Source organism: Pseudomonas sp. TH34 (assembly GCF_016650865.1).
In the GTDB taxonomy this organism is placed as follows: Bacteria; Pseudomonadota; Gammaproteobacteria; order Pseudomonadales; family Pseudomonadaceae; genus Aquipseudomonas; species Aquipseudomonas yamanorum.
Map to the genome: position 1 here is coordinate 433,748 of NZ_JAEKFB010000020.1, position 24,603 is coordinate 458,350.

Below are 24,603 nucleotides of genomic sequence, written 5' to 3' on the forward strand. Positions count from 1 at the left end.
CAAATTGAAGGAACCCACCATGCAAAACTGGCAACACTCGGTGATCTACCAGATCTACCCAAAAAGCTTTCATAGCCACGCGGGTAACGCCACCGGTGACCTGCTGGGCATCGTGGACAAGCTTGATTACCTGAAGTGGCTGGGCGTTGACTGCCTGTGGATCACCCCGTTCCTGCGCTCGCCGCAACGCGACAACGGCTACGACATCAGTGACTACTACGCCATCGACCCAAGCTACGGGACCATGGCCGATTGCGACCTGCTGATCAGTGAAGCCGCCAAGCGCGGGATCACGCTGATGCTCGACATCGTGGTCAACCACACCTCCATCGAACACGAGTGGTTCCAGCAGGCCCGCAGCAGTCTCGACAACCCGTACCGCGACTTCTACATCTGGCGCGACCAGCCGAACAACTGGGAATCCAAGTTCGGCGGCTCTGCCTGGGAATACGAGGCGCAAACCGGCCAGTACTTCCTGCACCTGTTCGACCACACCCAGGCCGACCTGAATTGGGACAACCCCAAGGTGCGCGCCGAAGTGTTCAAGCTGATGCGCTTCTGGCGCGACAAGGGCGTGGGCGGTTTCCGTCTGGACGTGATCAACCTGATCTCCAAACCGGCGGATTTCCCGGAAGACAGCAGCGACGGTCGACGCTTTTACACCGACGGCCCGAACGTACACGAATACCTGCAGGAAATGCACCGCGAAGTGTTCGAGGGGCATGACCTGATCAACGTCGGCGAGATGTCGTCCACCAGCCTTGAGCACTGCATTCGTTATTCGAATCCACAGTCGAAAGAACTGTCGATGACCTTCAACTTTCACCACCTGAAAGTCGATTATCCGAACCTGCAGAAGTGGGTCGCGGCCGACTTCGACTTCCTGCAACTCAAGCAGATTCTGTCTGACTGGCAGCTCGGCATGCAGGGCGGTGGCGGCTGGAATGCGCTGTTCTGGTGTAACCACGACCAGCCGCGGGTGGTCTCGCGTTTTGGTGACGACGGCGAGCACCGCGTGGTCTCGGCGAAGATGCTCGCCACCGCGCTGCACTTCCTCCAGGGCACGCCTTTTGTGTACCAGGGCGAAGAGTTGGGCATGACCAACCCGGGCTTCGACACCATCGACCAATACCGGGATGTCGAAACCCTGAACATCTACCGGCTCAAGCGCGAGGCGGGTGAATCCGAGGCGTCGAGCATGGCGGCGATCATGCAGAAGTCCCGCGACAACGGCCGCACGCCGATGCAATGGAATGCCGAGCAAAACGCCGGCTTCAGCCGCGGCGAACCGTGGATCGGCATCCCGGCCAACGCGGCGCAGATCAACGTGCAAAGCCAGCTGGATGACCCGCATTCGGTGCTGCATCACTACCGCGCGTTGATCGAACTGCGTCGGCACGAGCCGCTGATTCAGGAAGGCGTTTATCGCCAACTGCTGCCGCAGCACACCCAGGTCTGGGCGTACCTGCGCGAAGGCCACGGCGAGCGCCTGCTGGTGCTGAACAACTTCTACGGTACGCCCTGCCAGATCGAACTGCCCGATGGCCTGCTGACGGCGGCAAGTGAGCAACGCCTGCTGATCAGCAACTACGACGACTGCCCACAGCGTTCGAACCAGGTCTCGCTGCGCCCGTATGAATCGTTTGTGCTGCACCTCAAGGACTGAGACCCGCTTTACCCCCGGCGTGGGAGAGCCGGGGCGCTTAAAAAAACATAATAAAAATATCGGAGTGCTTCATGAAAACAACAATAAAGCTGGGCCTCGTTGCATCCTGCCTGACCTTGCCGATGGCAGCTCAGGCGTTGGAATTTGCCGGCTACTTGCGTAGCGGCGCAGGGACTTCAACCGGCAGTGGCAAGCAGCAGTGCTTCCAGTTGCCGGGTGCACAATCCAAATACCGTCTGGGCAACGAGTGCGAGCAGTACGCCGAACTCGAATTGCGCCAGGACCTGCTGACCCTCGACGACGGCTCGGTGTTCAGCGTCGATGCCATGGCCTCGCTGTACAACAAGTACGACCGGGCGCTGAAGTTCCAGGGTGAAGACAACGGCTCGGCACGGATGCCGCAGATGTATGCGCAGTGGTCGAACATTCCCAGCCTCAACGGCGGTTCGCTGTGGGCCGGCCGGCGCTACTACAAACGAAATGACATCCATATCTCCGACTTTTACTACTGGAACCAGAGCGCCACAGGCGGCGGTATCGAGGACGTGAAAATCGGCGACCTGAAGTACAGCTATGCACTGTCCCGCAAGGACAACCTGTACCAGAAGGAATACGCCACCCGTCATGACTTCAACGTGGCCGGCTTCAAGACCAACCCCGGCGGTGAGCTGGAACTGGGCTTGAGTTACATCGAAAAAGCCGGTGGTCGTGATACCAACAGTGGCTGGGCCATTACCGCCCAGCACGTGCAGAAACCCTTTCTTGGCGGGCGCAACAAGTTTGCGCTGCAATACGGCGAAGGCCCCGGCACCGGCCTCGGCTACACCGGCGATACCTTCCTCGATAAAAGCAGCAAGAGCTACCGCGCGGTGGAGTTCTTCGACTGGCAAGTGACCCCACGGTTTGGCGGGCAGATCGAGGCCGTTTACCAGAAGGATATTCGCCCGGGCAGCCAGGACCAGACCTGGATGTCGCTGGGCGTGCGCCCGGCCTATGCCATCTCCGAACAGTTCAAACTGGTCACCGAACTTGGCCATGATCAGGTCGAGGCCACCGGTGGTACGCGCAAGCTGAGCAAATTTACCTTCGCCCCGACCTGGTCCCCCAAAGGCCCGGACTTCTGGGCGCGGCCGGAAGTGCGCTTGTATTACACCTACGCGACCTGGAACGAAGCGGCCAAGCGTGCGGCCAATGAGCTGGCGGCAGGTTCGGCGTTGTCCGACACCGGCAGCTACGGCACGGCGTTGCATGGTTCCAATTTTGGTGTGCAAGTCGAATATTGGTGGAAATAAGTCGCCCCCATTCAATGATTTTTACAGAACAAAACAGCAGGTGAAGTCATGACCACAACTCAACCCCTGGAATTGCTGGCGCCGTTGTCCGGGGTGCTGCTCGCCCTGGACCAGGTGCCTGATCCGGTGTTCTCCAGTCGCCTGATCGGCGATGGCCTGTGCATCGATCCGACCTCGCAGACCCTCTGCGCGCCGCTGGCCGGGGTGATCAGCAATATCCAGGACAGTGGTCATGCGGTGAGTGTCACCGACGACAACGGCGTCCAGGTGCTGATGCATATCGGCCTGGACACCGTGAATCTTGCGGGCAAGGGTTTCACCCGATTGGTCGAGGAAGGCCAGCGGGTGGAAGCCGGGCAACCGCTGATTGAATTCGATGCCGACTACGTAGCGCTCAATGCCCGTAGTTTGCTGACCCTGATGCTGGTGGTCAGTGGTGAGCCCTTCAAGCTGCTGACGCCCGAGCAGGGTTTGGTCGATGTGGGGCAACCGCTGCTGCGAGTAACGCCGCAAGCTGTTGCCGACGAGGTAAAAGACGAGGAGGGTGACGCCCTGTTCTCCAAGCCACTGACCTTGCCCAACGCCAACGGCCTGCATGCGCGCCCGGCGGCGGTGCTGGCGCAGGCCGCCAAAGGCTTCAAGGCGAGTATTTACCTGCACAAGCAAACCGAGAGCGCCAACGCCAAGTCGCTGGTGCGGATCATGGCGTTGCAGACGGTGCAGGGTGACATCGTGCAAGTCAGTGCAGCAGGTGAGGACGCCGAAGCGGCGATCCAGGCGCTGGTAACCTTGCTGGCCGAAGGTTGCGGGGAAGCCGTCACCGCTCATTCACCGGCTGCTGCACCCGTGGCGCCTGATTCATCGGCGACCATGCTGCGCGGTGTGTGTGCCTCGCCCGGTTCGGCGTTTGGCCAGGTGGTGCAGGTTAAAGAACCGGCATTGACCTTCGCCGAAGCCGGCAAAGGTGAGGCGCTGGAGCGCGCGGCCCTGACCCATGCCCTGAACAACGCCAATCAGGCGCTGCAAGCCTTGCAGGAAAAGGCCATCGGCACCGCCCAGTCCGAGATCTTCCGCGCCCATCAGGAGTTGCTGGACGATCCGGCCCTGCTGGAACAAACCCGCGATCTGCTGGACCAGGGCAAAAGCGCGGCCTTCGCCTGGAACAGCGCCACCGAAGCCACCGCCACGCTCTTCCAGGGCCTGGGCAATGCCTTGCTTGCCGAGCGGGCTGCCGACCTGGCAGACGTTGGCCAGCGGGTGCTGAAACTGATCCTCGGGGTTCAGGACCGCGCCTGGGATTTACCGGAGCAGGCGATCCTGATTGCCGAGCAACTGACGCCTTCGCAAACTGCCAGCCTCGACACCCGCAGGGTGTTGGGCTTCGTCACGGTGGGCGGTGGCGCTACCAGCCACGTCGCTATCCTTGCCCGCGCCCTTGGTTTGCCGGCCATCTGCGGCGTGCCGGCGCAGGTGCTGGAGTTGGTCAACGGTAAACAAGTGCTGCTGGATGCCGACAAAGGCGAGCTGCACCTGAACCCGGACCTGGCCGAGATCGAGCAGCTGCAAGTCACCCGCCAACAGCACGTGCTTCGCCGCCAGCGGGAAGTGGAACAGGCTTCATTGCCCGCCACCACTCGCGACGGTCATCACGTCGAAGTGACGGCCAACGTCGCGTCGTTGCAGGAGGTGGAGCAGGCGTTGTCCCTGGGGGGCGAAGGCGTCGGTTTGCTGCGTTCCGAGTTCCTGTATCTGGACCGCAACCGCGCGCCGAGCCCCGAGGAACAGGCGGGCACCTACAGTGCCATCGCCCGTGCGTTGGGCCCCGAACGCAATCTGGTGGTGCGCACCCTGGATGTCGGTGGCGACAAGCCGCTGGCCTATGTGCCAATGGACAGCGAGACCAACCCGTTCCTCGGCCTGCGCGGGATTCGCCTGTGCCTGGAGCGCCCGGAACTGCTACGCGAACAATTCCGCGCGATTCTCGCCAGTGCCGGTTTCGCCCGTCTGCACATCATGTTGCCGATGGTCAGCCTGCTTTCGGAATTGCGCCTGGCGCGGAAGATTCTTGAAGAGGAAGCGTTGGTCCTGGGGCTGACGGAGTTGCCGAAGCTGGGAATCATGATCGAAGTGCCGTCGGCGGCGTTGATGGCCGATCTGTTTGCGCCGGAGGTGGATTTCTTCTCCATCGGCACCAACGACCTGACCCAATACACCCTGGCGATGGACCGCGATCACCCGCGGCTCGCCAGCCAGGCTGACAGCTTTCACCCGGCGGTGCTGCGCCTGATCGCCAGCACCGTCAAGGCGGCCCATGCTCATGGCAAGTGGGTCGGCGTGTGCGGGGCGTTGGCGTCTGAAGCGCTGGCGGTGCCGGTGCTGATCGGGTTGGGGGTGGATGAGTTGTCGGTCAGCGTGCCGCTGATCCCGACCATCAAGGCCACCGTGCGCGAGCTGGACCTGGCGGACTGCCAATCCATCGCTCGCCAGGTGCTCGGCCTGGAAGAAGCGGCGCAGGTACGCGAGGCGTTGCGCCTGTACCACGCGGCTACCGTTGAAACCTCATTGGTTGTGGAGCACTGACATGTTCGAGAAATTTCAGCGGGCGTTCTGGAAGGCCCTGACGCCGGATCTGGTGCTTGAAACGCCACAGGCGGTTGTTGCGTCAGCGGGTGAAACAGCGTTGGCGCCGGCGGTGCTGAATGCGCTGGGCGGCGCGGAGAATCTCACGTCGCAGCAGCGGGTGGCACTGACCCGGGTGCGGGTGCAATTGAAGGATGCGGGGCGGTTGGATGCGAACGCGTTGAAGGTGGCAGGCGTGCCGGGCGTGATGGTGTTGGCGGGTGGGGTAGTGCACTTGCTTACCGGCCTGAACACCGCTCTATAAATCAACGGAGATCAAATGTGGGAGCGGGCTTGCTCGCGAATGCGGTGTGTCAGTTAATGCATTTGCCGGCTGACATACCGCATTCGCGAGCAAGCCCGCTCCCACATTGGTTTTGTGGTGTTTGGAGAATCGGGGGATTAGAGCTGCGGAGTTTCTTCAGTCGGCTTGGTCTTGTCCACACCCGGCACATGCAGGTTGCCTTCCACCACCTGATTGCCTTCCAGCTGCGGCTGCGTCACCCACGTCAAAATGTCGTAGTAACGCCGGATGTTCGCCACAAAGTGCACGGGCTCTCCGCCACGCGCATACCCATACCGCGTCTTGCTGTACCACTGCTTCTGCGACAGGCGTGGCAGCATTTTCTTCACGTCCAGCCACTTGTTCGGGTTCAGGCCTTCCTTTTCGGCCAGCTTGCGCGCGTCATCCAGGTGACCGGTGCCGACGTTGTACGCCGCCAGGGCAAACCAGGTGCGGTCCGGCTCGGCAATCTTGTCGTCCAGCTCATCCTTGATCTTGGCCAGGTACTTGGCGCCGCCCATGATGCTCTGCTTGGCGTCCAGGCGGTTGGACACGCCCATGGCCTGCGCGGTGTTCTGGGTCAGCATCATCAGGCCGCGCACGCCGGTCTTGGAGGTCACCGCCGGCTGCCAGAGTGATTCCTGGTAGCCGATGGCCGCCAGCAGTCGCCAGTCGACCTTTTCTTCCTTGGCATAGGCGCGGAAGTGTTTCTCGTACTTGGGCAGGCGCTGCTGCAAATGCTGGGCGAAGGTGTAGGCGCCCATGTAGCCGAGTACATCCACGTGCCCGTAATAGCGATCTTTCAGACGCTGGAGGGTGCCGTTCTTTTCGACCTTGTCGAGGTAGCTGTTCACCTCGTTGAGCAGGCTGTTGTCTTCGCCGGAGGCGACCGCCCAGGCTTGATGGCTGGCATCACCGAGGTCAAAGGCCACCCGCACGTTGGGGAAGTACACCTGGTTCATCGCCACTTCGTTGGAGTCCACCAGGGTCAGGTCAATTTGCCCTTCGTCCACCATGCGCAACAGGTCGACCACCTCAACGGCATCGGATTCTTCGTATTCAATTCCGGGAAATTGATTTTTCAACTGCGCCAGTTGTTCGGCGTGGGTGCTGCCCTTGAGCACCATGATCTTCTTGCCCACCAGGTCTGCTGCGGTGGTCGGGCGGGACTGGCCGTTGCGGTAGATGATCTGCGGGGTGACTTCCAGATACGGATGGGAGAAACGCACTTGCTGGCGGCGCGGCTCACTGCTGACCAGACCGGCGGCGGCCAGTACCGGGCCGTTGGGCTTGCCGATCTGTGAGAACAGGTCATCCAGGTTGTCAGCGGTCTCGATCTCCAGCTTTACCCCCAGCTCGTCGGCGAAACGCTTCACCAGTTCGTATTCGAATCCGGTTTCGCCGTTACGGTCCTGGAAATAAGTGGCCGGGCTGTTTCGGGTGACCACCCGCAATACGCCATCCTCCTTGATTCGCTCGAGCGTGTTGGGTTTATCCACACACGCGCTGAGCAGCAGGAAGAGTCCGGTGACGAAGAGCCATTTGGCGCATCGCGGGCGTAAAGCAGTAGGGGAGAACATCTGCGCAGTATACGCAAAGGACCCTCGGCGCCATATCTCGACAGCGGGGCACTTGTCTGCTAGCGCCCGTAAACCTTGGCTGCAGGCCGCAGAAACGGGGCTTGGCAGCCGATTGTGACGGTTAAAATAACTGCCCGGAATAGCCTGGATGGCCCTCTGATATCGTGCGATTTATGCCAACTGACGTCCGGCAGCGGCCATAGGTGCCGTTTCGGGTGCCGTTGGCGACGGTTTACGCTAGAATGCACGGCCTCAAAGCACACCCCCTTCCCGAGGCTGTCCCGAAGATGTTGATCCTGCGCGGCGCTCCTGCCCTTTCTGCCTTTCGCCACAGCAAACTCCTTGAGCAACTGAGCCAGAAGGTACCTTCTGTCAGTGGCTTGTATGCTGAATTTGCTCACTTCGCCGACGTTACCGGCGTTTTGACCGCCGACGAACAGCAAGTGCTGGCGCGCCTTCTGAAGTACGGTCCCAGCGTTCCAGTTCAAGAGCCTGCGGGCCGCTTGTTCCTGGTTTTGCCACGGTTCGGCACCATCTCGCCCTGGTCGAGCAAGGCCAGCGACATCGCCCGCAACTGCGGCCTGGAAAAAATCCAGCGCCTGGAACGCGGGATCGCCTTCTATGTAGCCGGCCAGTTCAGCGAGGCCGAGGCCGAGCTGATCGCCAGCAGCCTGCACGACCGCATGACCCAGATCATCGTGGGCCAGCTGGAACAGGCCGCCGGTCTGTTCAGCCACGCCGAGCCCAAGCCGCTGACCGCGATTGACGTGCTCGGTGGTGGTCGCGCCGCCCTGGAAACCGCCAACACCGAACTGGGCCTGGCCCTGGCCGAAGACGAAATTGACTACCTGGTCAACGCCTTCATCGGCCTGAAGCGCAATCCCCACGACATCGAACTGATGATGTTCGCCCAGGCGAACTCCGAGCACTGCCGTCACAAGATCTTCAACGCCAGTTGGGACATCGACGGCCAGAGCCAGGAAAAAAGCCTGTTCGGCATGATCAAGAACACCTACGTGATGCACAGCGAAGGCGTTCTGTCGGCGTATAAGGACAACGCCTCGGTTATCGTCGGCTCCGTCGCCGGCCGTTTCTTCCCGGACCCTGAGACCCGCCAATACGGCGCGGTGCAGGAGCCGGTGCACATCCTGATGAAAGTCGAGACCCACAACCACCCAACCGCGATTGCCCCGTTCCCGGGCGCAGCCACCGGTTCCGGCGGCGAGATTCGCGACGAAGGTGCAACCGGTCGTGGTGCCAAGCCAAAGGCTGGCCTCACCGGCTTCACCGTGTCCAACCTGCAGATCCCGGGCTTCGAACAGCCGTGGGAAGTGCCGTACGGCAAGCCTGAGCGCATCGTCACCGCACTGGACATCATGATCGAAGGCCCGCTGGGCGGCGCTGCGTTCAACAACGAATTCGGGCGTCCGGCCCTGACCGGTTACTTCCGTACTTTCGAGCAGTCCATCACCACCCCCCGTGGCGATGAAGTGCGCGGTTACCACAAGCCGATCATGTTGGCCGGCGGCATGGGCAACATCCGCGCCGAGCACGTACAGAAAGGCGAGATTCTGGTCGGCTCCAAGCTGATCGTCCTCGGTGGCCCGGCGATGCTGATCGGCCTGGGCGGCGGCGCCGCTTCCTCCATGGCTACCGGCACCAGCTCGGCCGACCTGGACTTCGCTTCCGTTCAGCGTGAAAACCCTGAGATGGAGCGCCGTTGCCAGGAAGTCATCGACCGTTGCTGGCAGTTGGGTGACAAGAACCCTATCAGCTTCATCCACGACGTCGGCGCGGGTGGTTTGTCCAACGCCTTCCCGGAACTGGTCAACGATGGCGACCGTGGCGGCCGTTTCGAACTGCGCAACATTCCAAACGACGAGCCGGGCATGGCCCCGCACGAAATCTGGAGCAACGAATCCCAGGAGCGTTACGTCCTGGCCGTCGGCCCTGCCGACTTCGAACGCTTCCAGGCGATCTGCGAGCGCGAGCGCTGCCCGTTTGCCGTGGTCGGCGAAGCCACTGCCGAGCCGCAACTGACGGTCACCGACAGCCACTTCGGCAACAGCCCGGTAGACATGCCGCTGGAAGTGCTGCTAGGCAAAGCCCCGCGCATGCACCGTTCGGCCGTGCGTGAAAACGAACTGGGCGACGATTTCGATCCGTCGACCCTGGCCATCGCCGACTGCGTGGAGCGCGTCCTGCACCACCCGGCCGTTGCCAGCAAAAGCTTCCTGATCACCATCGGCGACCGCACCATTACCGGTCTGGTTGCCCGTGATCAAATGGTCGGCCAGTGGCAGGTTCCAGTGGCTGACGTTGCCGTCACCGCCACCAGCTTCGACGTGTACACCGGTGAAGCCATGGCGATGGGCGAGCGTACTCCGCTGGCGCTGCTGGACGCTCCGGCGTCGGGCCGCATGGCCATCGGCGAAACCCTGACCAACATCGCAGCGTCGCGTATCGCCAAGATCTCCGACATCAAGCTGTCGGCCAACTGGATGTCCGCTGCCGGTCACCCGGGTGAAGATGCGCGTCTGTACGACACCGTGAAAGCGGTCGGCATGGAGCTGTGCCCTGAGCTGGGCATTACCATTCCGGTGGGCAAGGACTCCATGTCCATGGCCACCCGCTGGAACGACGAAGGCGTGGACAAGAGCGTCACCTCGCCGCTGTCGCTGATCGTCACCGGCTTTGCGCCCGTTACCGATATTCGCCAGACCCTGACCCCGCAACTGCGCATGGACAAGGGCACCACCGACCTGATCCTGATCGACCTCGGTCGCGGCCAGAACCGCATGGGCGCCTCGATCCTCGCCCAGGTGCACGGCAAGCTCGGCAAACAGGCCCCGGACGTCGACGACGCCGAAGACCTGAAAGCCTTCTTTGCCGTGATCCAGGGCTTGAACGCCGACGGTCACCTGCTGGCTTACCACGACCGTTCCGACGGTGGTTTGCTGACCAGCGCCGTGGAGATGGCCTTCGCCGGTCACTGCGGCCTGAACCTGAACCTCGATGGCCTGGCAGAAACTTCCGCCGACATCGCTGCAATCCTGTTCAACGAAGAACTGGGCGCCGTGATCCAGGTTCGCCAGGACGCAACGCCAGACGTACTCGCACAGTTCAGCGCTGCTGGCCTGGGTGACTGCGTGGCCGTGGTTGGCCAGCCGATCAACAATGGTGAAATCAACATCGTCTTCAACGGCGAAACCGTGTTTGAAGGCCAGCGCCGCTTGCTGCAACGCCAGTGGGCCGAGACCAGCTACCAGATCCAGCGCCTGCGTGACAACGCCGACTGCGCCGAGCAGGAATTCGACGTGATCCTGGAAGAAGACAACCCGGGCCTGAGCACCAAGCTCAGCTTCGACGTCAACCAGGACATCGCCGCGCCTTACATCAAGAAAGGCATCCGCCCACAAGTTGCCGTACTGCGTGAGCAGGGCGTCAACGGCCAGGTGGAAATGGCGGCGGCGTTCGACCGTGCCGGCTTCAATGCGATCGACGTGCACATGAGCGACATCCTCGCTGGTCGCGTCGACCTCAATGAGTTCAAAGGCCTCGTGGCCTGCGGCGGTTTCTCCTACGGCGACGTACTGGGTGCCGGTGAAGGCTGGGCCAAATCGGCCCTGTTCAACAGCCGTGCCCGCGACGCGTTCCAGGGTTTCTTCGAGCGTAACGACAGCTTCACCCTGGGTGTGTGCAACGGTTGCCAGATGATGTCCAACCTCAGCGAACTGATCCCGGGCAGCGAGTTCTGGCCGCACTTCGTGCGTAACCGTTCCGAGCAGTTCGAAGCCCGTGTTGCGATGGTTCAGGTGCAGGAATCCAACTCGATCTTCCTGCAAGGCATGGCCGGTTCGCGCATGCCAATCGCCATCGCCCACGGTGAAGGCCATGCCGAGTTCGCCAGCGAAGAAGCACTGCTGGAAGCCGACCTGTCCGGTACCGTGGCCCTGCGTTTCGTCGACAACCACGGCAAGGTCACCGAAGGCTACCCGGCCAACCCGAACGGCTCGCCGCGCGGGATCACCGGCCTGACCAGCCGCGACGGTCGCGTCACCATCATGATGCCGCACCCGGAGCGTGTGTTCCGCGCCGTGCAGAACTCGTGGCGCCCGGAAGAGTGGAACGAAGACGGCGCGTGGATGCGCATGTTCCGTAACGCTCGCGTCTGGGTGAACTAAGGCGGTGTACAAGCTCGCCTTCTTTGTGCCCGACAGCCATGTGGAGACGGTGAAAACCGCCGTCTTCGCAGCCGGCGGTGGGCGTATCGGCCACTACGACAGCTGCGCCTGGCAGGTACTGGGCCAGGGCCAATTCCGCGCGATGGACGGCAGCCAGCCGTTTATCGGGCAGGTAGGGCAGGTTGAAGTGGTTGAAGAATGGAAGATTGAGCTGGTGGTGGCGGATGAATTGATCGTGGCTGTCGTGGCTGCGTTGAAACTGAGCCATCCGTATGAGACACCGGCGTATGAGGTGTGGCAGTTGGCGGATTTTTGATTCGCTGGTTGTGAAAACGAGAAACCCGCTGGGCCAGTTTGGTCAGCGGGTTTTTTGTTGCCTGTCAGGGCCTCATCGCGGGCAAGCCCGGCTCCCACATTTGACCGCGTTGCCATGTCTGGTGGCGATCAACTGTGGGAGCTGGCTTGTCGGCGCGACTCGGATTTTTCTGACAAGCCTTTCAGGTTGTCCCTCGGAACCTGCCTCTCTAACCTTCGCCGGTCGCTGCCAATTCAGTGACCGGGACTGCAAGCTCGTAAACATCACTAGGAGCGTATTCTTCTCGGAGTTTCACGATGGTCAACGAAAACACTGCATCTTCCATAGCCTCGCTTCAAGCTGCAGCCCGTCAGGCGACGAGTCAACCTGCCGATCAGTTATTCACCCTTGTACCTAATCTGGATAGCGAAACCCTGCTGGCCAACGCCTCTCAGGATCTTGCCTCAGTGCAGGCGCTGAAGGTTCATCTGGCGTTTGAAGTCGACGGTTCTCACCGTGATGTGGCGCTGGGGATTTGTCGGATGCTGGAGGGGATTCAAATGATGGTGGATCGGATACTGGACTTGTATGAGGTGCCTGAGCCTGAGTAATTCGGCGCCTGTGAGGGCCATTCGCGAGCAAGCCCGCTCCCACATTTGACCGCGTTGCCATGACGGGCACCGATCAAAATGTGGGAGCGGGCTTGCTCGCGAAGAGGCCCTGATGCTCAGTAAAGATTCAGGCTTTTACCCCAACCTCACGGCCACTGACCAACCGCTCCAACGCCTCACCCAATCCCGAAGCCTTGTCACCAATCAGCAAGTGCCAAACCCCACTCTCAAGCTGGCTAACCCCCTGGCAACCCAGCGCCGTCAGTTGGGATTCCGACAACACCGAACCATCCCCCAGCTCCACCCGCAGCCGCGTCATTGCCACCGCATCCAGTTGCAAGACATTGGCTCGACCGCCCAGCGCACTCAGCCATTTCTCGGCCTCATGCACATTCACCGGTGTGCTCTTCTCAACAGGCGCTACCACCACCGCAGGCGCCGCAACATACGAAGGCATCGCCAACCGAATCTCATCGGCAATGCTGTCCGCCATCGGCCCGACCACTACCTGCAAACTCCCGCCATTGCCCGGCCGAACCACCGCCATGGCACCCAGTGCTTTCAGCTCGGCATCTACCGCCTTGTTGCGATCCACCATGTCCAGCCGCAGACGCGTCGTGCAAGCACCCACACTCAGCAGATTCTCCGCACCACCCAGCGCTCGAATGTAAGCCCCGGCCCGTTGGTTATCGGTCATGGCTTCAGCCTGTACGACCTGAATATCCTCACGCCCCGGCGTCTTCAAATTGAAGCGACGGATGCAGTAATTGAACACGCTGTAGTAGATCACCGCATACGCCAGCCCAACCGGGAACACCAGCCAGCCGTTGGTGGATTTACCCCAACCCAGCACCATGTCGATAAACCCGCCGGAGAAGGTAAAGCCCAGGTGAATGTTGAGCATGTTGGTGACCGCCATCGACAAGCCGGTCAGTAGCGCATGGATCAGATACAGGAATGGCGCGAGGAACATGAAGGCGAATTCGATCGGCTCGGTGACCCCGGTCAGGAACGAGGTCAACGCCATCGACAGGAAAATCCCGCCCATGATCTTGCGCCGCTCCGGCAGGGCATTGCGGTACATCGCCAGGCACGCCGCCGGCAGGCCGAACAGCATCACCGGGAACATGCCGGTCATGAACTGGCCGCCTTTCGGGTCGCCGGCAAAGTAGCGGGTCAGGTCGCCGGTCACTACCGCGCCGGTCACCGGATCCGTGAAGCTGCCGAACACAAACCAGGCCATGTTGTTGAGGATATGGTGCAAGCCGGTGACGATCAGCAGGCGGTTGAACACGCCAAACACGAACGCGCCAAAGCTGCCGCTTTCCATCAGCAGTACGCCGAAGCTGTTGATGCCGTGCTGGATCGGTGGCCAGATCAAACCAAAGATCACCCCCAGCGCCACCGCCGAGAACCCGGTGACGATCGGTACAAACCGTCGCCCACCAAAGAACGCCAGGTACTCCGGCAGTTTGATGTCCTTGAAGCGGTTATACAGCGCACCGGCCATCAAGCCGCTGGCGATCCCCGCAAGCATGCCCATGTTGATGCTGGCGTCCATCACCTTGAGGGTGGAGACCATCACCAGGTACCCAATGGCACCCGCCAGGCCCGCCGTGCCGTTGTTGTCGCGGGCAAAACCCACGGCAATCCCGATGGCGAAGATCAGCGCCAGGTTGGCGAAGATCGCCTGCCCGGCGTCGTGCATCACCGCGATGTTCAGCAAGTCGGTGTCGCCCAGTCGCAGCAGGAGGCCGGCGATCGGCAAAATCGCGATCGGCAGCATCAGCGCACGGCCCAGGCGTTGCAGCCCTTCGATAAAATGTTGATACACGGCGTGTCTCCCTATTTTTGTTGTTTTCAGCTCAGCGGCCAGTGGTGTTGACAGGCTTGGCGAACGGCTTTGGCGCTGCTCAGGTTAAGCAGGCTTTGGCTCAGTTGCCGGCATTGGGCGGCGTCCAGGTGACGGACACGGTCCTTGATTTCTCCGATTTGCGGCGGGCTGACGGACAGCTCGCTGATGCCCAGACCGATCAGCACCGGCGTGGCCAGCGGGTCGGACGCCAACGCCCCGCACACACCGACCCAGCGCCCATGCTTGGCCGCACCGATGCACGTCTGGGCGATCAGCCGCAGCAGCGCCGGGTGCATGGCATCGACCCGGGCGGCGAGGCCGGCGTGGTCGCGGTCCATGGCGAGGGTGTACTGGGACAGGTCATTGGTGCCGATGGACAGAAAGTCCGCGTGCTCGGCCAGTTGCTCAGCCATCAGCGCGGCGGCGGGGACTTCGATCATCACGCCCAGCTCCGGGCGCTGGGTCAGTTCCAGCTCGGCGCACAGTTCATCGAGGCGCTGACGGATGTGCAGCAGTTCGTCGACTTCGCTGACCATCGGCAGCAGGATCCGGCAGCGTTCCAGTGGCGAGACTTGCAGCAGGGCACGCAGTTGCTGGTCCAGCACTTCCGGACGCACTTGCGCCATGCGAATGCCCCGCAGGCCCAGCACCGGGTTGGTCTCGAACGGCAGCGGCAGGTAGTCGAGTTGCTTGTCGCCGCCGACGTCGATGGTGCGGATGATCACAGACTTGTCACCCATGGCATCCAGCACAGCCTGGTAGGCCTGGCGCTGCTCTTGCTCGTCAGGCGCAATGCGGCGATCAACAAAGAGGAATTCGGTACGCAGCAGGCCGACGCCATCGGCGCCATTCTCGAAGGCTAACTGGGCTTCGGCGCCGGAGGCGACATTCGCGGCCACTTCAATTCGCACGCCATCCTGAGTGCTGGCAGTGCCTTGAGCCTCCGCGTGCTGTTGTTGGCGCCGCAGTTTCTGTGCATCGCGCAACTGATGAACCTGAGCGTGGCGTGCATCATCCGGTGTCAGTTCCAGTCGACCGTTGGCGGCGTCCAGCACCACCCGTTGACCCTGTGGCACCTCCAGCACTTGCTCGCCCAACGCGACCACACACGGCAGGCCTTTGCCCCGTGCCAGAATCGCCACATGAGAAGTCGCGCCGCCTTCGGCCATGCAGATGCCGGCGGCGTTTTGCTTGCTCAGTTGCAGCAGGTCCGACGGGGTCAATTCATGGGCCGAGACGATCGCGCCGGGCGGCAACTCGAAGTGCCAGGCCTCGCCCAGCAGCGCCCGCAGCACGCGTTGTTGCAAGTCCCGCAGGTCGTTGGCGCGTTCGGCGAACAGTGGTTTGCCAAGGGCGAGCAGCACTGCGCATTGGGCCTGGATCGCATCGCGCCAGGCGTGAGTGGCGGCGCTGCCATGTTCGATGGCGGTGGTGGCGGCTTCCAGCAGGGTCGGGTCTTCCAGCAATGCCAGGTGGGCGGAGAAGATCTCTTCTTCTTCGACATCCTTGCGCTGACGGGCCTGGTCCAGGGTGTGGCGGATTTCGCCGCGCACCTGTTCCAGGGCGCTGTCCAGGTGCTGCAATTGTTCATCCGGCACGTTGTTGCCCGGGTCCGCAGGCAGCTCGATTCCGTTCAGGCGGAACAGCGGGCCGCAGACCAAACCCGGCGCGGCGCAGACGCCTTGCAGCACACCGGCCTCGGTATTCGCGCGTCGCGGGGCGGCGGCCACTGGGGCGTGATGTTCTTCGCTGACGGCCACCGACAGCGCGGCGATCAGTGCTTGCAGCGCCGCTTCACAATCCTTGCCGCGACAAGTGACCTGTACCTCGTCCTGCTCACCAATCCCCAGTCCCATCAAGCCGATCAAGCTGTCGCACGAGGCCGACTTGCCGGCGAAATGCAGCTGCGACTGGCTGCTGAATGCCTGTGCGGTCTTGCGGATCAAGGCGGCAGGGCGCGCGTGCAACCCGCCACGATGGGTGATGCGAATAGTTGCGCTGGCTTCGGCGACAGACTCATCAATCACTTTCGCCGCACCGGCCAACCGCGCAACCACGTGCAGCAGCGGCTCGCCGACCTTCACTGTTTTCAAGGTGATCGGCCGTAGCTCAAACAACTCGCTGTTGGTCAGGATGATCAGGCTGACCAGGCTTTTGCACTGCCGCGCAATCAGATCCAGATCAAACTGCACCAGTGCCTGGCCCTTGCTGACTCGCGCCCCTTGCTTGACCAGCAGCGCAAAGCCTTCGCCATTCAATTCCACTGTGTCGATGCCCACGTGCATCAGCAGTTCGGCACCGTTATCGGCGCGAATGGTCAGCGCGTGCCCGGTGCGGGCGACGTGGATGATCACGCCGTCGCACGGCGCGTGCAGGCAATCGTTGAGCGGGTCGATGGCAATGCCGTCGCCCATGGCGCCACTGGCGAACACTTCGTCGGGAACGTTGCCCAGGGTCAGCACCGGCCCACTGAGGGGAGCGCTGAGGATAAGGTCTTTATTATTGTGGGACATGGGCACGGTACTCATCAGGAAATCGCTGCAATCAACTCAGTGGGTCCGGGTCACTTTGCTCAAGTGACGCGGTTGGTCCGGGTCCATGCCCCGGGCCTCTGCCAAACCGGCAGCCATCACGTAGAAACTCTGGATCGCCAGGATCGGGTCCAGGGCCGGGTGTTCGGCGCGGCTCAGGGTCAGGTCGCGTTCGGCGATGTCGTCGGGAGCGGCCAGCAACACGCGGGCACCGCGCTGGCGCATGTCGGCGGCCAGGCTCAGCAGGCCGGCTTGTTCGGCGCCACGGGGGGCGAAGACCAGCAGCGGGTAGTTGTCATCGATCAGGGCCATCGGGCCATGGCGCACTTCGGCGCTGCTGAAGGCTTCGGCCTGGATCGCCGAGGTTTCCTTGAGCTTGAGCGCGGCTTCCTGGGCAATGGCAAAACCGGCGCCACGGCCGATCACCATCAGTTGCTGGCAGCCGCGCAGGGCTTCGATGGCCACGCTCCAGTCTTGCTTGGCCGCTTCACGCAAACCATCAGGCAAGGCCTGGCAGGCTTGCAGCAATTCGGCTTCCTGGTTCCAGTGGCCGATCAATTGGGCACTGGCACTCAGGGTGGCGATAAAGCTTTTGGTGGCGGCGACGCTGCGTTCCGGCCCGGCGCACAGCGGCACGTGGAATTCGCAGGCGGCTTCCAGTGGCGAGTCTTCGGCGTTGACCATCGAGATGCTCAAGGCGCCGCGCTTGCGCAGCAGGCGCAGGCTGTTGACCAGGTCCGGGCTTTGCCCCGACTGGGAGAAACCGAACGCCACTTGCCCGCTGACCTTGAGCGGCGATTGCAGCATGGTCACCACCGACATCGGCAACGACGCCACCGGAATCCCCAGGTGTTGCATGGTCAGGTAGGCGAAGTAACTGGCGGCGTGGTCCGAGCTGCCGCGAGCAATGGTCATTGCCACTTGCGGCGGCTGGCGACGCAGGCGGCCGGCGACTTCCTCCAGCAATGGGTCCAGGCGTTGCAGTTGAGCCTCGACGGCCTCGCAGGAGGCCAGGGCCTCTTCAAGCATTTTTGAAGTCAATGGTTTCTCCTTCGACCATTACGTCGGTGAGGTGCAGGGAGCGGTCCAGGCGCACGCAGTCGGCAAAGCTGCCGGGTTGCAGGCGACCGCGTTCTTCGAGGCCCAGGTAGTCCGCAGGAAATTGCGACAGGCGTTGTGAGGCTTCGCTGATCGGCAGGCCGATCTTCACCAGGTTGCGCAGTGCCTGGTCCATGGTCAGGGTGCTGCCGGCCAGCGTTCCATCGGCCAGGCGTACGCCGCCCAGGCACTTGGTCACGGTGTGGCTGCCCAGCTTGTATTCACCGTCGGGCATGCCGGCGGCGGCGGTGGAATCGGTGACGCAGTACAGGCACGGGATCGAACGCAGGGCCACGCGCATGGCGCCGGGGTGCACGTGCAGCAGGTCGGGAATCAGCTCAGCGTATTTGGCGTGGGCCAATGCGGCACCGACGATGCCGGGCTCGCGGTGATGCAGCGGGCTCATGGCGTTATACAAATGGGTAAAGCTGGTGGCGCCGGCGGCGAGGGCGGCGACGCCTTCTTCGTAGCTGCCCAGGGTGTGGCCGATCTGCATGCGCACGCCGCGTTCGCTGAGGGCGCGGATCAGGCCGTCATGGCCGGCGATTTCCGGGGCAATGGTGATCACCCGGATCGGCGCCAGGCGCAGGTATTCTTCGACTTCGGCCATCAAGGCGGTGTGGGCGAAGTTCGGTTGTGCGCCGAGTTTTCCCGGATTGATGTAGGGGCCTTCCAGGTGCACGCCGAGCACACGGGCGGTGCCGGTCGGGCGGCTCTCGCAATAGGTGCCGATTTCGCCGAGCACACGGGTGATTTCGTCCACCGGCGCGGTCATGGTGGTGGCCAGCAGCGAGGTGGTGCCAAACCGTACGTGGGTGCGAGTGATGGTGTGGAAGGCATCGGTGCCTTCCATGATGTCTTTGCCGCCACCGCCGTGCACATGCAGGTCGATAAAGCCTGGCAGCAAATACGGCAGGTCGTTGTCTGCCGGGTCGCACGGGCTGCCTTCAACGGCAGTGACCTTGCCGTGCTGGTGCACCAGGCGGCCGCGAATCCAGCCGTTGGGCGTAAGAATGTTGTCTTCGGACATGGGCAGTTCTCTAAATTCGCAGTTCAGCGGAATAGTCGTGGCGGCGCAGTTCTGCGACGAAGTCGTAGTAGTCGTTGCGGCAATAGGTGTCGGTGATTTCAATCGGGGTGTTGTCGGCGGTGTAGCCCACCCGGGTCATCAGCAGCATGGCGGTGCCGGGGGCGATGCCCACCAGGGCGGCGAACTCGTCCGAGGCGTTGATCGCCTGGATGTGTTGCAGGGCGCGCACGATGGGCTTGCCGATGCTTTCCAGGTATTCGTAGAGCGAATTGCCGATGGCCTGCGGGTGGGGGAGGACGGAGGCGGGCATGGCGGTCATTTCAATCGCCATCACTGTGTCGTCGGCCTTACGCAAACGCTTGAGGCGCGCGACCTTGTCACTCGGCGACAGGCCCAGGCGGATCAGCTCTTCATGGGTCGGCGGGGTGATGTCGCGCTCGAGCCACTGGGACGTCGGCACAAAGCCCTTGAGACGGAGCATTTCGCTGAAGCCCGAGAGGCGCGACAGCGGCTGTTCCAGGCGCGGAGTGATGAAGGTTCCGGAGCCTTGGCTGCGACGGATCAGGCCTTGTTCGAACAGTACTTCCAGCGCCTTGCGGGCGGTGACTCGGGAAATGCTCAGTTGCTCGCTGAGGGCGCGTTCCGACGGCAATGCCTGCTCGGATTTCCATTGGCCGGCATGAATCGCGGCTTCAAGGTTACGGGCCAGTTGCAGGTACAGCGGCGTCGATTGTTTATCGTCGGGGCGCAGGGCCAGGATGGGGTTCATCGTGTAGGTTTCCGATGCGGTTATTGGAGTGTTGTCGCCCGGTAGTGATCGCAAGCTAATACCACTTAAATACCATGTCAATGCAGCGAAAACGGTGCAGGCAAGTGTTTACGGGCGCCTTAATAGTGCGCCAATTCAAGTGGTATTAGAGAGGTCTTTCTATCGAGCAGAAGCGCGCAGCTTGCCGGGGTGAACTGGTATTCACCGGCAAGCGCTGCGCGGGGCAGGAATTTTTTTGAATTATTTTACGAGCGGCGGAAAAATTACGGACGAATCTCGATCATCGTGCCGTCTTTCACCAGGTTCCAGACTTCGCGCATGTCGACATTGCGCATGCCGATGCAGCCGTCGGTCCAGTCCAGGGTGTGGAACAGCTCTTCGGGGTAGTCCTCGGCGTCGGGGGTGCCGTGGATCATGATCATGCTGCCGGGCTTGACCCCTTCGCGGCGGGCGCGGGCGGAGTCGCTGATGTTGGGGTAGGAAATGTGCATGGCCAGGTTGAAGCGGTCGCTGGTCTTGCGCCAGTCGATCCAGTAGAAGCCTTCCGGGGTTCGGCGGTCGCCTTCCATCAGCTTGGTGCCCTTGGGGTTCTTGCCCAGGGAAATGCGGTAGGTCCTGAGGGGCTTGCCGTCGTTGATCAGTTGCAACTGATGGGCGGACTTGAGCACCAGGATTTTTTCGACGGGTTTGCCCCCCAGGATCACTTGGGTGGAGGCTGGCGACAGCGTGGCAAACGACAGGCAGATCAGAGCAAGCAACCAACGCATTAAAACGGTATCCCCTGAAAAGACTACGTGCCGCCTGGATTGTTATTTGGCCAACTGGGTCAGCGGCGGCACCGACTCGCTGCGCACCGGATACGACTGTTGCCGGCGGTCAGCAAAAAAGCATTCTAAGGTACGCCCGACCGTGCGGAAAGCCAGCTCGGACCAAGGGATGTCGGCTTCATCGAATAAGCGCACTTCCAGGCTTTCGGGGCCTGCGGCAAAGTCCAGGTCGATCAGTTCGGCACGGTAGAAGATGTGCACCTGGCTGATGTGCGGCACGTCGATCAGGGTATAGATGCTCAGGTTGCGCACCCGGGCGCAGGCTTCTTCCATGGTTTCGCGCATGGCGGCCTGTTCGACGGTCTCGCCGTTCTCCATAAAACCTGCAGGCAGGGTCCAGAAACCCAGGCGCGGCTCGATGGCGCGGCGGCACAGCAGCACCTGGTCGCCCCACACCGGCACGGTGCCGGCGACGATATTGGGGTTCTGGTAGTGAATGGTCTGACAGTGATCGCAGACATAACGCAGGCGTGCGTCGCCTTCGGGAATGCGCTGGGTGACCGGTTTACCGCACTGGCTGCAGAAGTTCATGCTGGGGTTCCTGGAGAGTGCGCCTATCTTGGCGTGACCGGGTATGGCCTGCAAGTTGTCGTTTAGCGACATGGCCAGGGTTTTGGGGTTGGGCGTGCGCACGGTTTGGTGCATGATGCAAGGTAGCCAACAGACCGAGATGACTCATGCTGGACGAGCTACTTCGCCGGGTAAGCAATCATACGCCCCACACGCTGGAGACCGACGGTCGGTTCCCGGAAGCGGCGGTACTGGTGCCGATCACCCGCAGTGACGAACCCGAGCTGATCCTGACCTTGCGCGCCAGCGGGCTGTCGACCCATGGCGGCGAAGTGGCGTTCCCTGGCGGGCGCCGCGACCCGGAAGACCCGGACCTGATATTCACCGCGCTGCGAGAAGCCGAAGAAGAAATCGGCCTGCCGCCGGGCCTGGTGGAAGTCATCGGCCCATTGAGCCCGCTGATTTCCCTGCACGGTATCCGTGTCACGCCTTATGTAGGCGTTATCCCTGATTACGTTGAATACCTGGCCAATGACGCCGAGATCGCCGCTGTGTTCAGCGTGCCCCTGGAGTTTTTTCGCCAGGATCCCCGCGAACACACCCACCGTATCGATTACCAGGGCCGCAGTTGGTACGTGCCCAGTTACCGCTTTGGCGAATACAAGATTTGGGGCCTGACGGCGATCATGATCGTCGAGCTGATCAATTTGCTCTATGACGATGCCGACATCAGCCTGCATCGGCCGCCGAAAAGCTTCATCAATACCTAAGAGCCAGATGGCCATCGTTCCTGCCGTGAGGATCCACCTATGAAATACCGCCTGGGCGACGCCCGAGTCGAAACCCATCCCAACAGCTGGGTGGCCCCCAATGCCACGCTGGTGGGCAAGGTCAAGCTGGAAGAGGGCGCCAACGTCTGGTTCAACGCGGTGTTGCGCGGCGACAACGAGCTGATCCTGATCGGCAAGAACAGCAACGTGCAGGACGGCAGCGTGATGCACACCGACATGGGTTACCCGCTGACCCTCGGCACCGGCGTGACCATCGGCCATAACGCCATGTTGCATGGCTGCACCGTCGACGATTACAGCCTGATCGGCATCAACGCGGTGATTCTTAACGGGGCGAAGATCGGCAAGCACTGCATCATCGGCGCCAATTCTCTGATCGGTGAGGGCAAGGAAATTCCCGATGGTTCGCTGGTGATGGGCTCGCCGGGCAAGGTGGTGCGGGAACTGACCGACGTGCAGAAGAAAATGCTCGAGGCCAGCGCTGCGCACTATGTGCATAACTCCCAGCGGTATGCCCGTGATCTGGTTGAGCAGGAAGAATGACCGTATCTGAACGGCCGGTAGCGTCGCCTTGCGTGAGCATTTGCGCGCTGGATGACGATGATATCTGCACGGGATGCCAGCGCACGGTGGAAGAGATTACCCGCTGGAGTCGCATGGACAACGCCGAGCGCCGGGTGGTGCTGGGGTTGTGCCATGAGCGGGCGAAGGCGAGTGGGCTCATGTGGATGATTCCGGGGAAGTCCGGCGCCTGATAGACCGTTTTCGCGAGCAAGCCCGCTCCCACATTTGATTGCGTTTATCTTGGAGGAATGCGTTCAAAATGTGGGAGCGGGCTTGCTCGCGAAAGGGCCTGCCCAGACGACATATTTCCAAATGTGAAGTACCCTGTGCCCCTTGTTCACAGGTCCCTAGCCCCATGTTCTTCCTGATCGCCTACATCAGCAGCGTCGTGCTGATCAACTTTGCCTTTTCCACCGCTCCGCACCTGGATGTCATCTGGTCTGCCTGGGGCGGCTTGGTATTTGTCCTGCGGGACATGGTGCAAACCCGCTTCGGCCATGGCGCGATCATTGCCATGCTGGCGGCGCTGGTGCTGTCCTATATCACCTCCGATCCGTCCATCGCCCTGGCCAGTGCCACGGCGTTCGCGGTGTCCGAATGCATTGACTGGCTGGTGTTCAGCATCACCAAGCGCCCGCTCCACGACCGCCTGTGGATCAGTTCGGCGCTCAGCATTCCCCTCGATACCTTCATCTTTTTCGGCCTGATCGGCGCGCTCACGCCTGCCGTGGCCGGCACTGCCCTGGTCTCGAAGTTCGCCGGCGTCACCGTGGTGTGGCTGGCCATGGCCTGGCGTTTGCGCCGGCAGCGCGTCGCCAACTGAAGCCAATCCTTACAGTTCATGTAAAATGCCGGCCTTTCTCCACATGATCCGCTCCCCTGAGGACCTGAGATGACCCGAATCGGAACTCCATTGTCGCCAACCGCGACCCGCGTAATGCTGTGTGGCTGCGGTGAGCTGGGCAAGGAAGTGGTAATCGAACTGCAACGCCTGGGCGTTGAAGTGATTGCCGTGGATCGCTACGCCAACGCACCGGCCATGCAGGTTGCCCATCGTAGTCATGTGATCAACATGCTCGATGGCGCCGCCCTGCGTGCCGTGATCGAAGCCGAAAAGCCGCACTTCATCGTGCCGGAAATCGAAGCGATCGCCACCGCGACCCTGGTTGAGCTGGAAGCCGAAGGCTTCAACGTGATCCCGACCGCCCGCGCGACCTTGCTGACCATGAACCGCGAGGGCATCCGTCGCCTGGCCGCTGAAGAGCTGGACCTGCCGACCTCGCCGTACCACTTCGCTGACACCTTCGAGGACTACAGCAAGGCCGTCACCGACCTGGGCTTCCCGTGCGTGGTCAAGCCGGTGATGAGTTCGTCGGGCAAAGGCCAGAGCCTGTTGCGCAGTGCCGATGACGTGCAGAAAGCCTGGGACTACGCCCAGGAAGGCGGGCGTGCCGGCAAGGGCCGCGTGATCATCGAAGGCTTTATCGACTTCGACTACGAAATCACCCTGCTGACCGTGCGCCACATTGGCGGCACCACCTTCTGCGCGCCTGTCGGTCACCGTCAGGAGAAGGGCGACTACCAGGAATCCTGGCAGCCACAGGCCATGAGCCCGATTGCGCTGGCGGAATCCGAGCGCGTTGCCAAGGCGGTAACCGAAGCATTGGGTGGTCGTGGTCTGTTTGGCGTCGAGCTGTTTATCAAAGGCGATCAGGTTTGGTTCAGCGAAGTGTCGCCGCGCCCCCATGACACTGGCCTGGTAACCCTGATTTCCCAGGACTTGTCGCAGTTCGCCCTGCATGCGCGGGCAATTCTCGGCCTGCCGATTCCGTTGATCCGTCAATTCGGGCCTTCGGCTTCGGCGGTGATTCTGGTGGAAGGCAAGTCGACCCAGACGGCGTTTGCCAACCTGGGGGCTGCGTTGAGCGAGCCGGATACGGCGTTGCGTTTGTTCGGCAAGCCGGAAGTGAACGGTCAGCGTCGTATGGGCGTGGCGTTGGCGCGGGATGAGTCGATTGAGGCTGCCCGGGCTAAAGCGACCCGTGCTTCGAAAGCGGTTGTTGTAGAGCTGTAATCGAGTCGCGCCCATCGCGGGCAA

The 24,603-nt window shown here is 61.9% G+C and carries 20 protein-coding genes; 12 read left to right on the forward strand and 8 right to left on the reverse strand.

What is annotated here, in order from left to right:
• Positions 1 to 19: 19 nt before the first annotated feature.
• From treC to JFU58_RS15460, 4 genes are all read left to right on the forward strand, one after another.
• A complete protein-coding gene (gene treC, locus JFU58_RS15445) occupies positions 20 to 1,666 on the forward strand; it encodes an alpha,alpha-phosphotrehalase (RefSeq protein ID WP_201141093.1) in 1,647 nt (548 codons plus the stop codon).
• A gap of 71 nt (positions 1,667 to 1,737) precedes the next feature.
• Positions 1,738 to 2,958 (forward strand): maltoporin, encoded by a 1,221-nt coding sequence (locus JFU58_RS15450; protein WP_177025477.1) that lies wholly within the window; start codon positions 1,738 to 1,740, stop codon positions 2,956 to 2,958.
• 48 nt (positions 2,959 to 3,006) lie between these two features.
• Positions 3,007 to 5,538, forward strand: a complete 2,532-nt coding sequence (ptsP, locus tag JFU58_RS15455) for a phosphoenolpyruvate--protein phosphotransferase (RefSeq protein ID WP_177025478.1) — start codon at positions 3,007 to 3,009, stop codon at positions 5,536 to 5,538.
• A 1-nt stretch (position 5,539) separates the two neighbouring features.
• A complete protein-coding gene (locus JFU58_RS15460; protein WP_093201325.1) occupies positions 5,540 to 5,842 on the forward strand; it encodes a PTS transporter subunit EIIB in 303 nt (100 codons plus the stop codon).
• A gap of 137 nt (positions 5,843 to 5,979) precedes the next feature.
• Here the strand turns inward: JFU58_RS15460 and mltF are convergent, their stop codons facing one another.
• A complete protein-coding gene (gene mltF / locus JFU58_RS15465; RefSeq protein WP_201141094.1) occupies positions 5,980 to 7,440 on the reverse strand; it encodes a membrane-bound lytic murein transglycosylase MltF in 1,461 nt (486 codons plus the stop codon).
• Positions 7,441 to 7,727: 287 nt separating this feature from the next.
• On the opposite strand from mltF, the gene purL reads away from it, so the two are divergent.
• From purL to JFU58_RS15480, 3 genes are all read left to right on the forward strand, one after another.
• Positions 7,728 to 11,624 (forward strand): phosphoribosylformylglycinamidine synthase, encoded by a 3,897-nt coding sequence (gene purL / locus JFU58_RS15470; protein WP_201141095.1) that lies wholly within the window; start codon positions 7,728 to 7,730, stop codon positions 11,622 to 11,624.
• Between the two features lie 4 nt (positions 11,625 to 11,628).
• Complete coding sequence (locus JFU58_RS15475) at positions 11,629 to 11,940, forward strand: YqfO family protein (RefSeq protein ID WP_201141096.1); 312 nt, start codon at positions 11,629 to 11,631, stop codon at positions 11,938 to 11,940.
• 296 nt (positions 11,941 to 12,236) lie between these two features.
• On the forward strand, positions 12,237 to 12,530 hold the full coding sequence (locus tag JFU58_RS15480; RefSeq protein ID WP_201141097.1) for a DUF6124 family protein: 294 nt from the start codon (positions 12,237 to 12,239) through the stop codon (positions 12,528 to 12,530).
• A gap of 127 nt (positions 12,531 to 12,657) precedes the next feature.
• Here the strand turns inward: JFU58_RS15480 and nagE are convergent, their stop codons facing one another.
• The 7 genes from nagE to JFU58_RS15515 all read right to left on the reverse strand — a co-directional run bounded on the left by nagE (position 12,658) and on the right by JFU58_RS15515 (position 21,171).
• On the reverse strand, positions 12,658 to 14,316 hold the full coding sequence (gene nagE / locus JFU58_RS15485; RefSeq protein WP_207198348.1) for an N-acetylglucosamine-specific PTS transporter subunit IIBC: 1,659 nt from the start codon (positions 14,314 to 14,316) through the stop codon (positions 12,658 to 12,660).
• Positions 14,317 to 14,390: 74 nt separating this feature from the next.
• Positions 14,391 to 16,898, reverse strand: a complete 2,508-nt coding sequence (gene ptsP, locus JFU58_RS15490) for a phosphoenolpyruvate--protein phosphotransferase (RefSeq protein WP_201141098.1) — start codon at positions 16,896 to 16,898, stop codon at positions 14,391 to 14,393.
• A gap of 36 nt (positions 16,899 to 16,934) precedes the next feature.
• Positions 16,935 to 17,957: an SIS domain-containing protein gene (locus JFU58_RS15495; protein WP_108083578.1), complete on the reverse strand. Its 1,023-nt coding sequence runs from the start codon at positions 17,955 to 17,957 to the stop codon at positions 16,935 to 16,937.
• Entirely contained in the window at positions 17,938 to 19,044 is a 1,107-nt protein-coding gene (nagA, locus tag JFU58_RS15500; protein WP_063032970.1) for an N-acetylglucosamine-6-phosphate deacetylase, read from the reverse strand. Before nagA ends, JFU58_RS15495 begins: the two co-directional genes overlap by 20 nt.
• A 10-nt stretch (positions 19,045 to 19,054) precedes the next feature.
• Positions 19,055 to 19,813, reverse strand: a complete 759-nt coding sequence (locus JFU58_RS15505; RefSeq protein ID WP_003209609.1) for a GntR family transcriptional regulator — start codon at positions 19,811 to 19,813, stop codon at positions 19,055 to 19,057.
• 263 nt (positions 19,814 to 20,076) lie between these two features.
• Complete coding sequence (locus JFU58_RS15510; RefSeq protein WP_003209608.1) at positions 20,077 to 20,580, reverse strand: L,D-transpeptidase family protein; 504 nt, start codon at positions 20,578 to 20,580, stop codon at positions 20,077 to 20,079.
• 42 nt (positions 20,581 to 20,622) lie between these two features.
• Complete coding sequence (locus tag JFU58_RS15515; RefSeq protein ID WP_017478693.1) at positions 20,623 to 21,171, reverse strand: NUDIX hydrolase; 549 nt, start codon at positions 21,169 to 21,171, stop codon at positions 20,623 to 20,625.
• A 146-nt stretch (positions 21,172 to 21,317) separates the two neighbouring features.
• Between JFU58_RS15515 and JFU58_RS15520 the strand changes: the two genes are divergently transcribed.
• The 5 genes from JFU58_RS15520 to purT all read left to right on the forward strand — a co-directional run bounded on the left by JFU58_RS15520 (position 21,318) and on the right by purT (position 24,579).
• Positions 21,318 to 21,920, forward strand: coding sequence for a CoA pyrophosphatase (locus JFU58_RS15520; RefSeq protein WP_003209605.1), 603 nt, complete (start codon positions 21,318 to 21,320; stop codon positions 21,918 to 21,920).
• A gap of 39 nt (positions 21,921 to 21,959) precedes the next feature.
• The gene (locus JFU58_RS15525; protein ID WP_003209603.1) at positions 21,960 to 22,484 is read left to right on the forward strand and encodes a gamma carbonic anhydrase family protein; all 525 of its coding nucleotides are present in this window, start codon (positions 21,960 to 21,962) and stop codon (positions 22,482 to 22,484) included.
• Positions 22,481 to 22,696, forward strand: coding sequence for a DUF1289 domain-containing protein (locus JFU58_RS15530; protein WP_063032968.1), 216 nt, complete (start codon positions 22,481 to 22,483; stop codon positions 22,694 to 22,696). Before JFU58_RS15525 ends, JFU58_RS15530 begins: the two co-directional genes overlap by 4 nt.
• A 164-nt stretch (positions 22,697 to 22,860) precedes the next feature.
• Positions 22,861 to 23,328, forward strand: coding sequence for a hypothetical protein (locus JFU58_RS15535; protein WP_003209599.1), 468 nt, complete (start codon positions 22,861 to 22,863; stop codon positions 23,326 to 23,328).
• A gap of 69 nt (positions 23,329 to 23,397) precedes the next feature.
• Positions 23,398 to 24,579 (forward strand): formate-dependent phosphoribosylglycinamide formyltransferase, encoded by a 1,182-nt coding sequence (purT, locus tag JFU58_RS15540; RefSeq protein ID WP_026078133.1) that lies wholly within the window; start codon positions 23,398 to 23,400, stop codon positions 24,577 to 24,579.
• Positions 24,580 to 24,603 lie beyond the last annotated feature (24 nt).

Bases quoted from the DNA above. Each gene is read 5' to 3' on its own strand.
- treC (WP_201141093.1), top strand. From the start codon at position 20: ATGCAAAACTGGCAACACTCGGTGATCTACCAGATCTACCCAAAAAGC.
- JFU58_RS15450 (WP_177025477.1), top strand. From the start codon at position 1,738: ATGAAAACAACAATAAAGCTGGGCCTCGTTGCATCCTGCCTGACCTTG.
- ptsP (WP_177025478.1), top strand. From the start codon at position 3,007: ATGACCACAACTCAACCCCTGGAATTGCTGGCGCCGTTGTCCGGGGTG.
- JFU58_RS15460 (WP_093201325.1), top strand. From the start codon at position 5,540: ATGTTCGAGAAATTTCAGCGGGCGTTCTGGAAGGCCCTGACGCCGGAT.
- mltF (WP_201141094.1), bottom strand. From the start codon at position 7,440: ATGTTCTCCCCTACTGCTTTACGCCCGCGATGCGCCAAATGGCTCTTC.
- purL (WP_201141095.1), top strand. From the start codon at position 7,728: ATGTTGATCCTGCGCGGCGCTCCTGCCCTTTCTGCCTTTCGCCACAGC.
- JFU58_RS15480 (WP_201141097.1), top strand. From the start codon at position 12,237: ATGGTCAACGAAAACACTGCATCTTCCATAGCCTCGCTTCAAGCTGCA.
- nagE (WP_207198348.1), bottom strand. From the start codon at position 14,316: ATGCTGCCGATCGCGATTTTGCCGATCGCCGGCCTCCTGCTGCGACTG.
- ptsP (WP_201141098.1), bottom strand. From the start codon at position 16,898: ATGTCCCACAATAATAAAGACCTTATCCTCAGCGCTCCCCTCAGTGGG.
- nagA (WP_063032970.1), bottom strand. From the start codon at position 19,044: ATGTCCGAAGACAACATTCTTACGCCCAACGGCTGGATTCGCGGCCGC.
- JFU58_RS15505 (WP_003209609.1), bottom strand. From the start codon at position 19,813: ATGAACCCCATCCTGGCCCTGCGCCCCGACGATAAACAATCGACGCCG.
- JFU58_RS15510 (WP_003209608.1), bottom strand. From the start codon at position 20,580: ATGCGTTGGTTGCTTGCTCTGATCTGCCTGTCGTTTGCCACGCTGTCG.
- JFU58_RS15515 (WP_017478693.1), bottom strand. From the start codon at position 21,171: ATGAACTTCTGCAGCCAGTGCGGTAAACCGGTCACCCAGCGCATTCCC.
- JFU58_RS15520 (WP_003209605.1), top strand. From the start codon at position 21,318: ATGCTGGACGAGCTACTTCGCCGGGTAAGCAATCATACGCCCCACACG.
- JFU58_RS15525 (WP_003209603.1), top strand. From the start codon at position 21,960: ATGAAATACCGCCTGGGCGACGCCCGAGTCGAAACCCATCCCAACAGC.
- JFU58_RS15530 (WP_063032968.1), top strand. From the start codon at position 22,481: ATGACCGTATCTGAACGGCCGGTAGCGTCGCCTTGCGTGAGCATTTGC.
- JFU58_RS15535 (WP_003209599.1), top strand. From the start codon at position 22,861: ATGTTCTTCCTGATCGCCTACATCAGCAGCGTCGTGCTGATCAACTTT.
- purT (WP_026078133.1), top strand. From the start codon at position 23,398: ATGACCCGAATCGGAACTCCATTGTCGCCAACCGCGACCCGCGTAATG.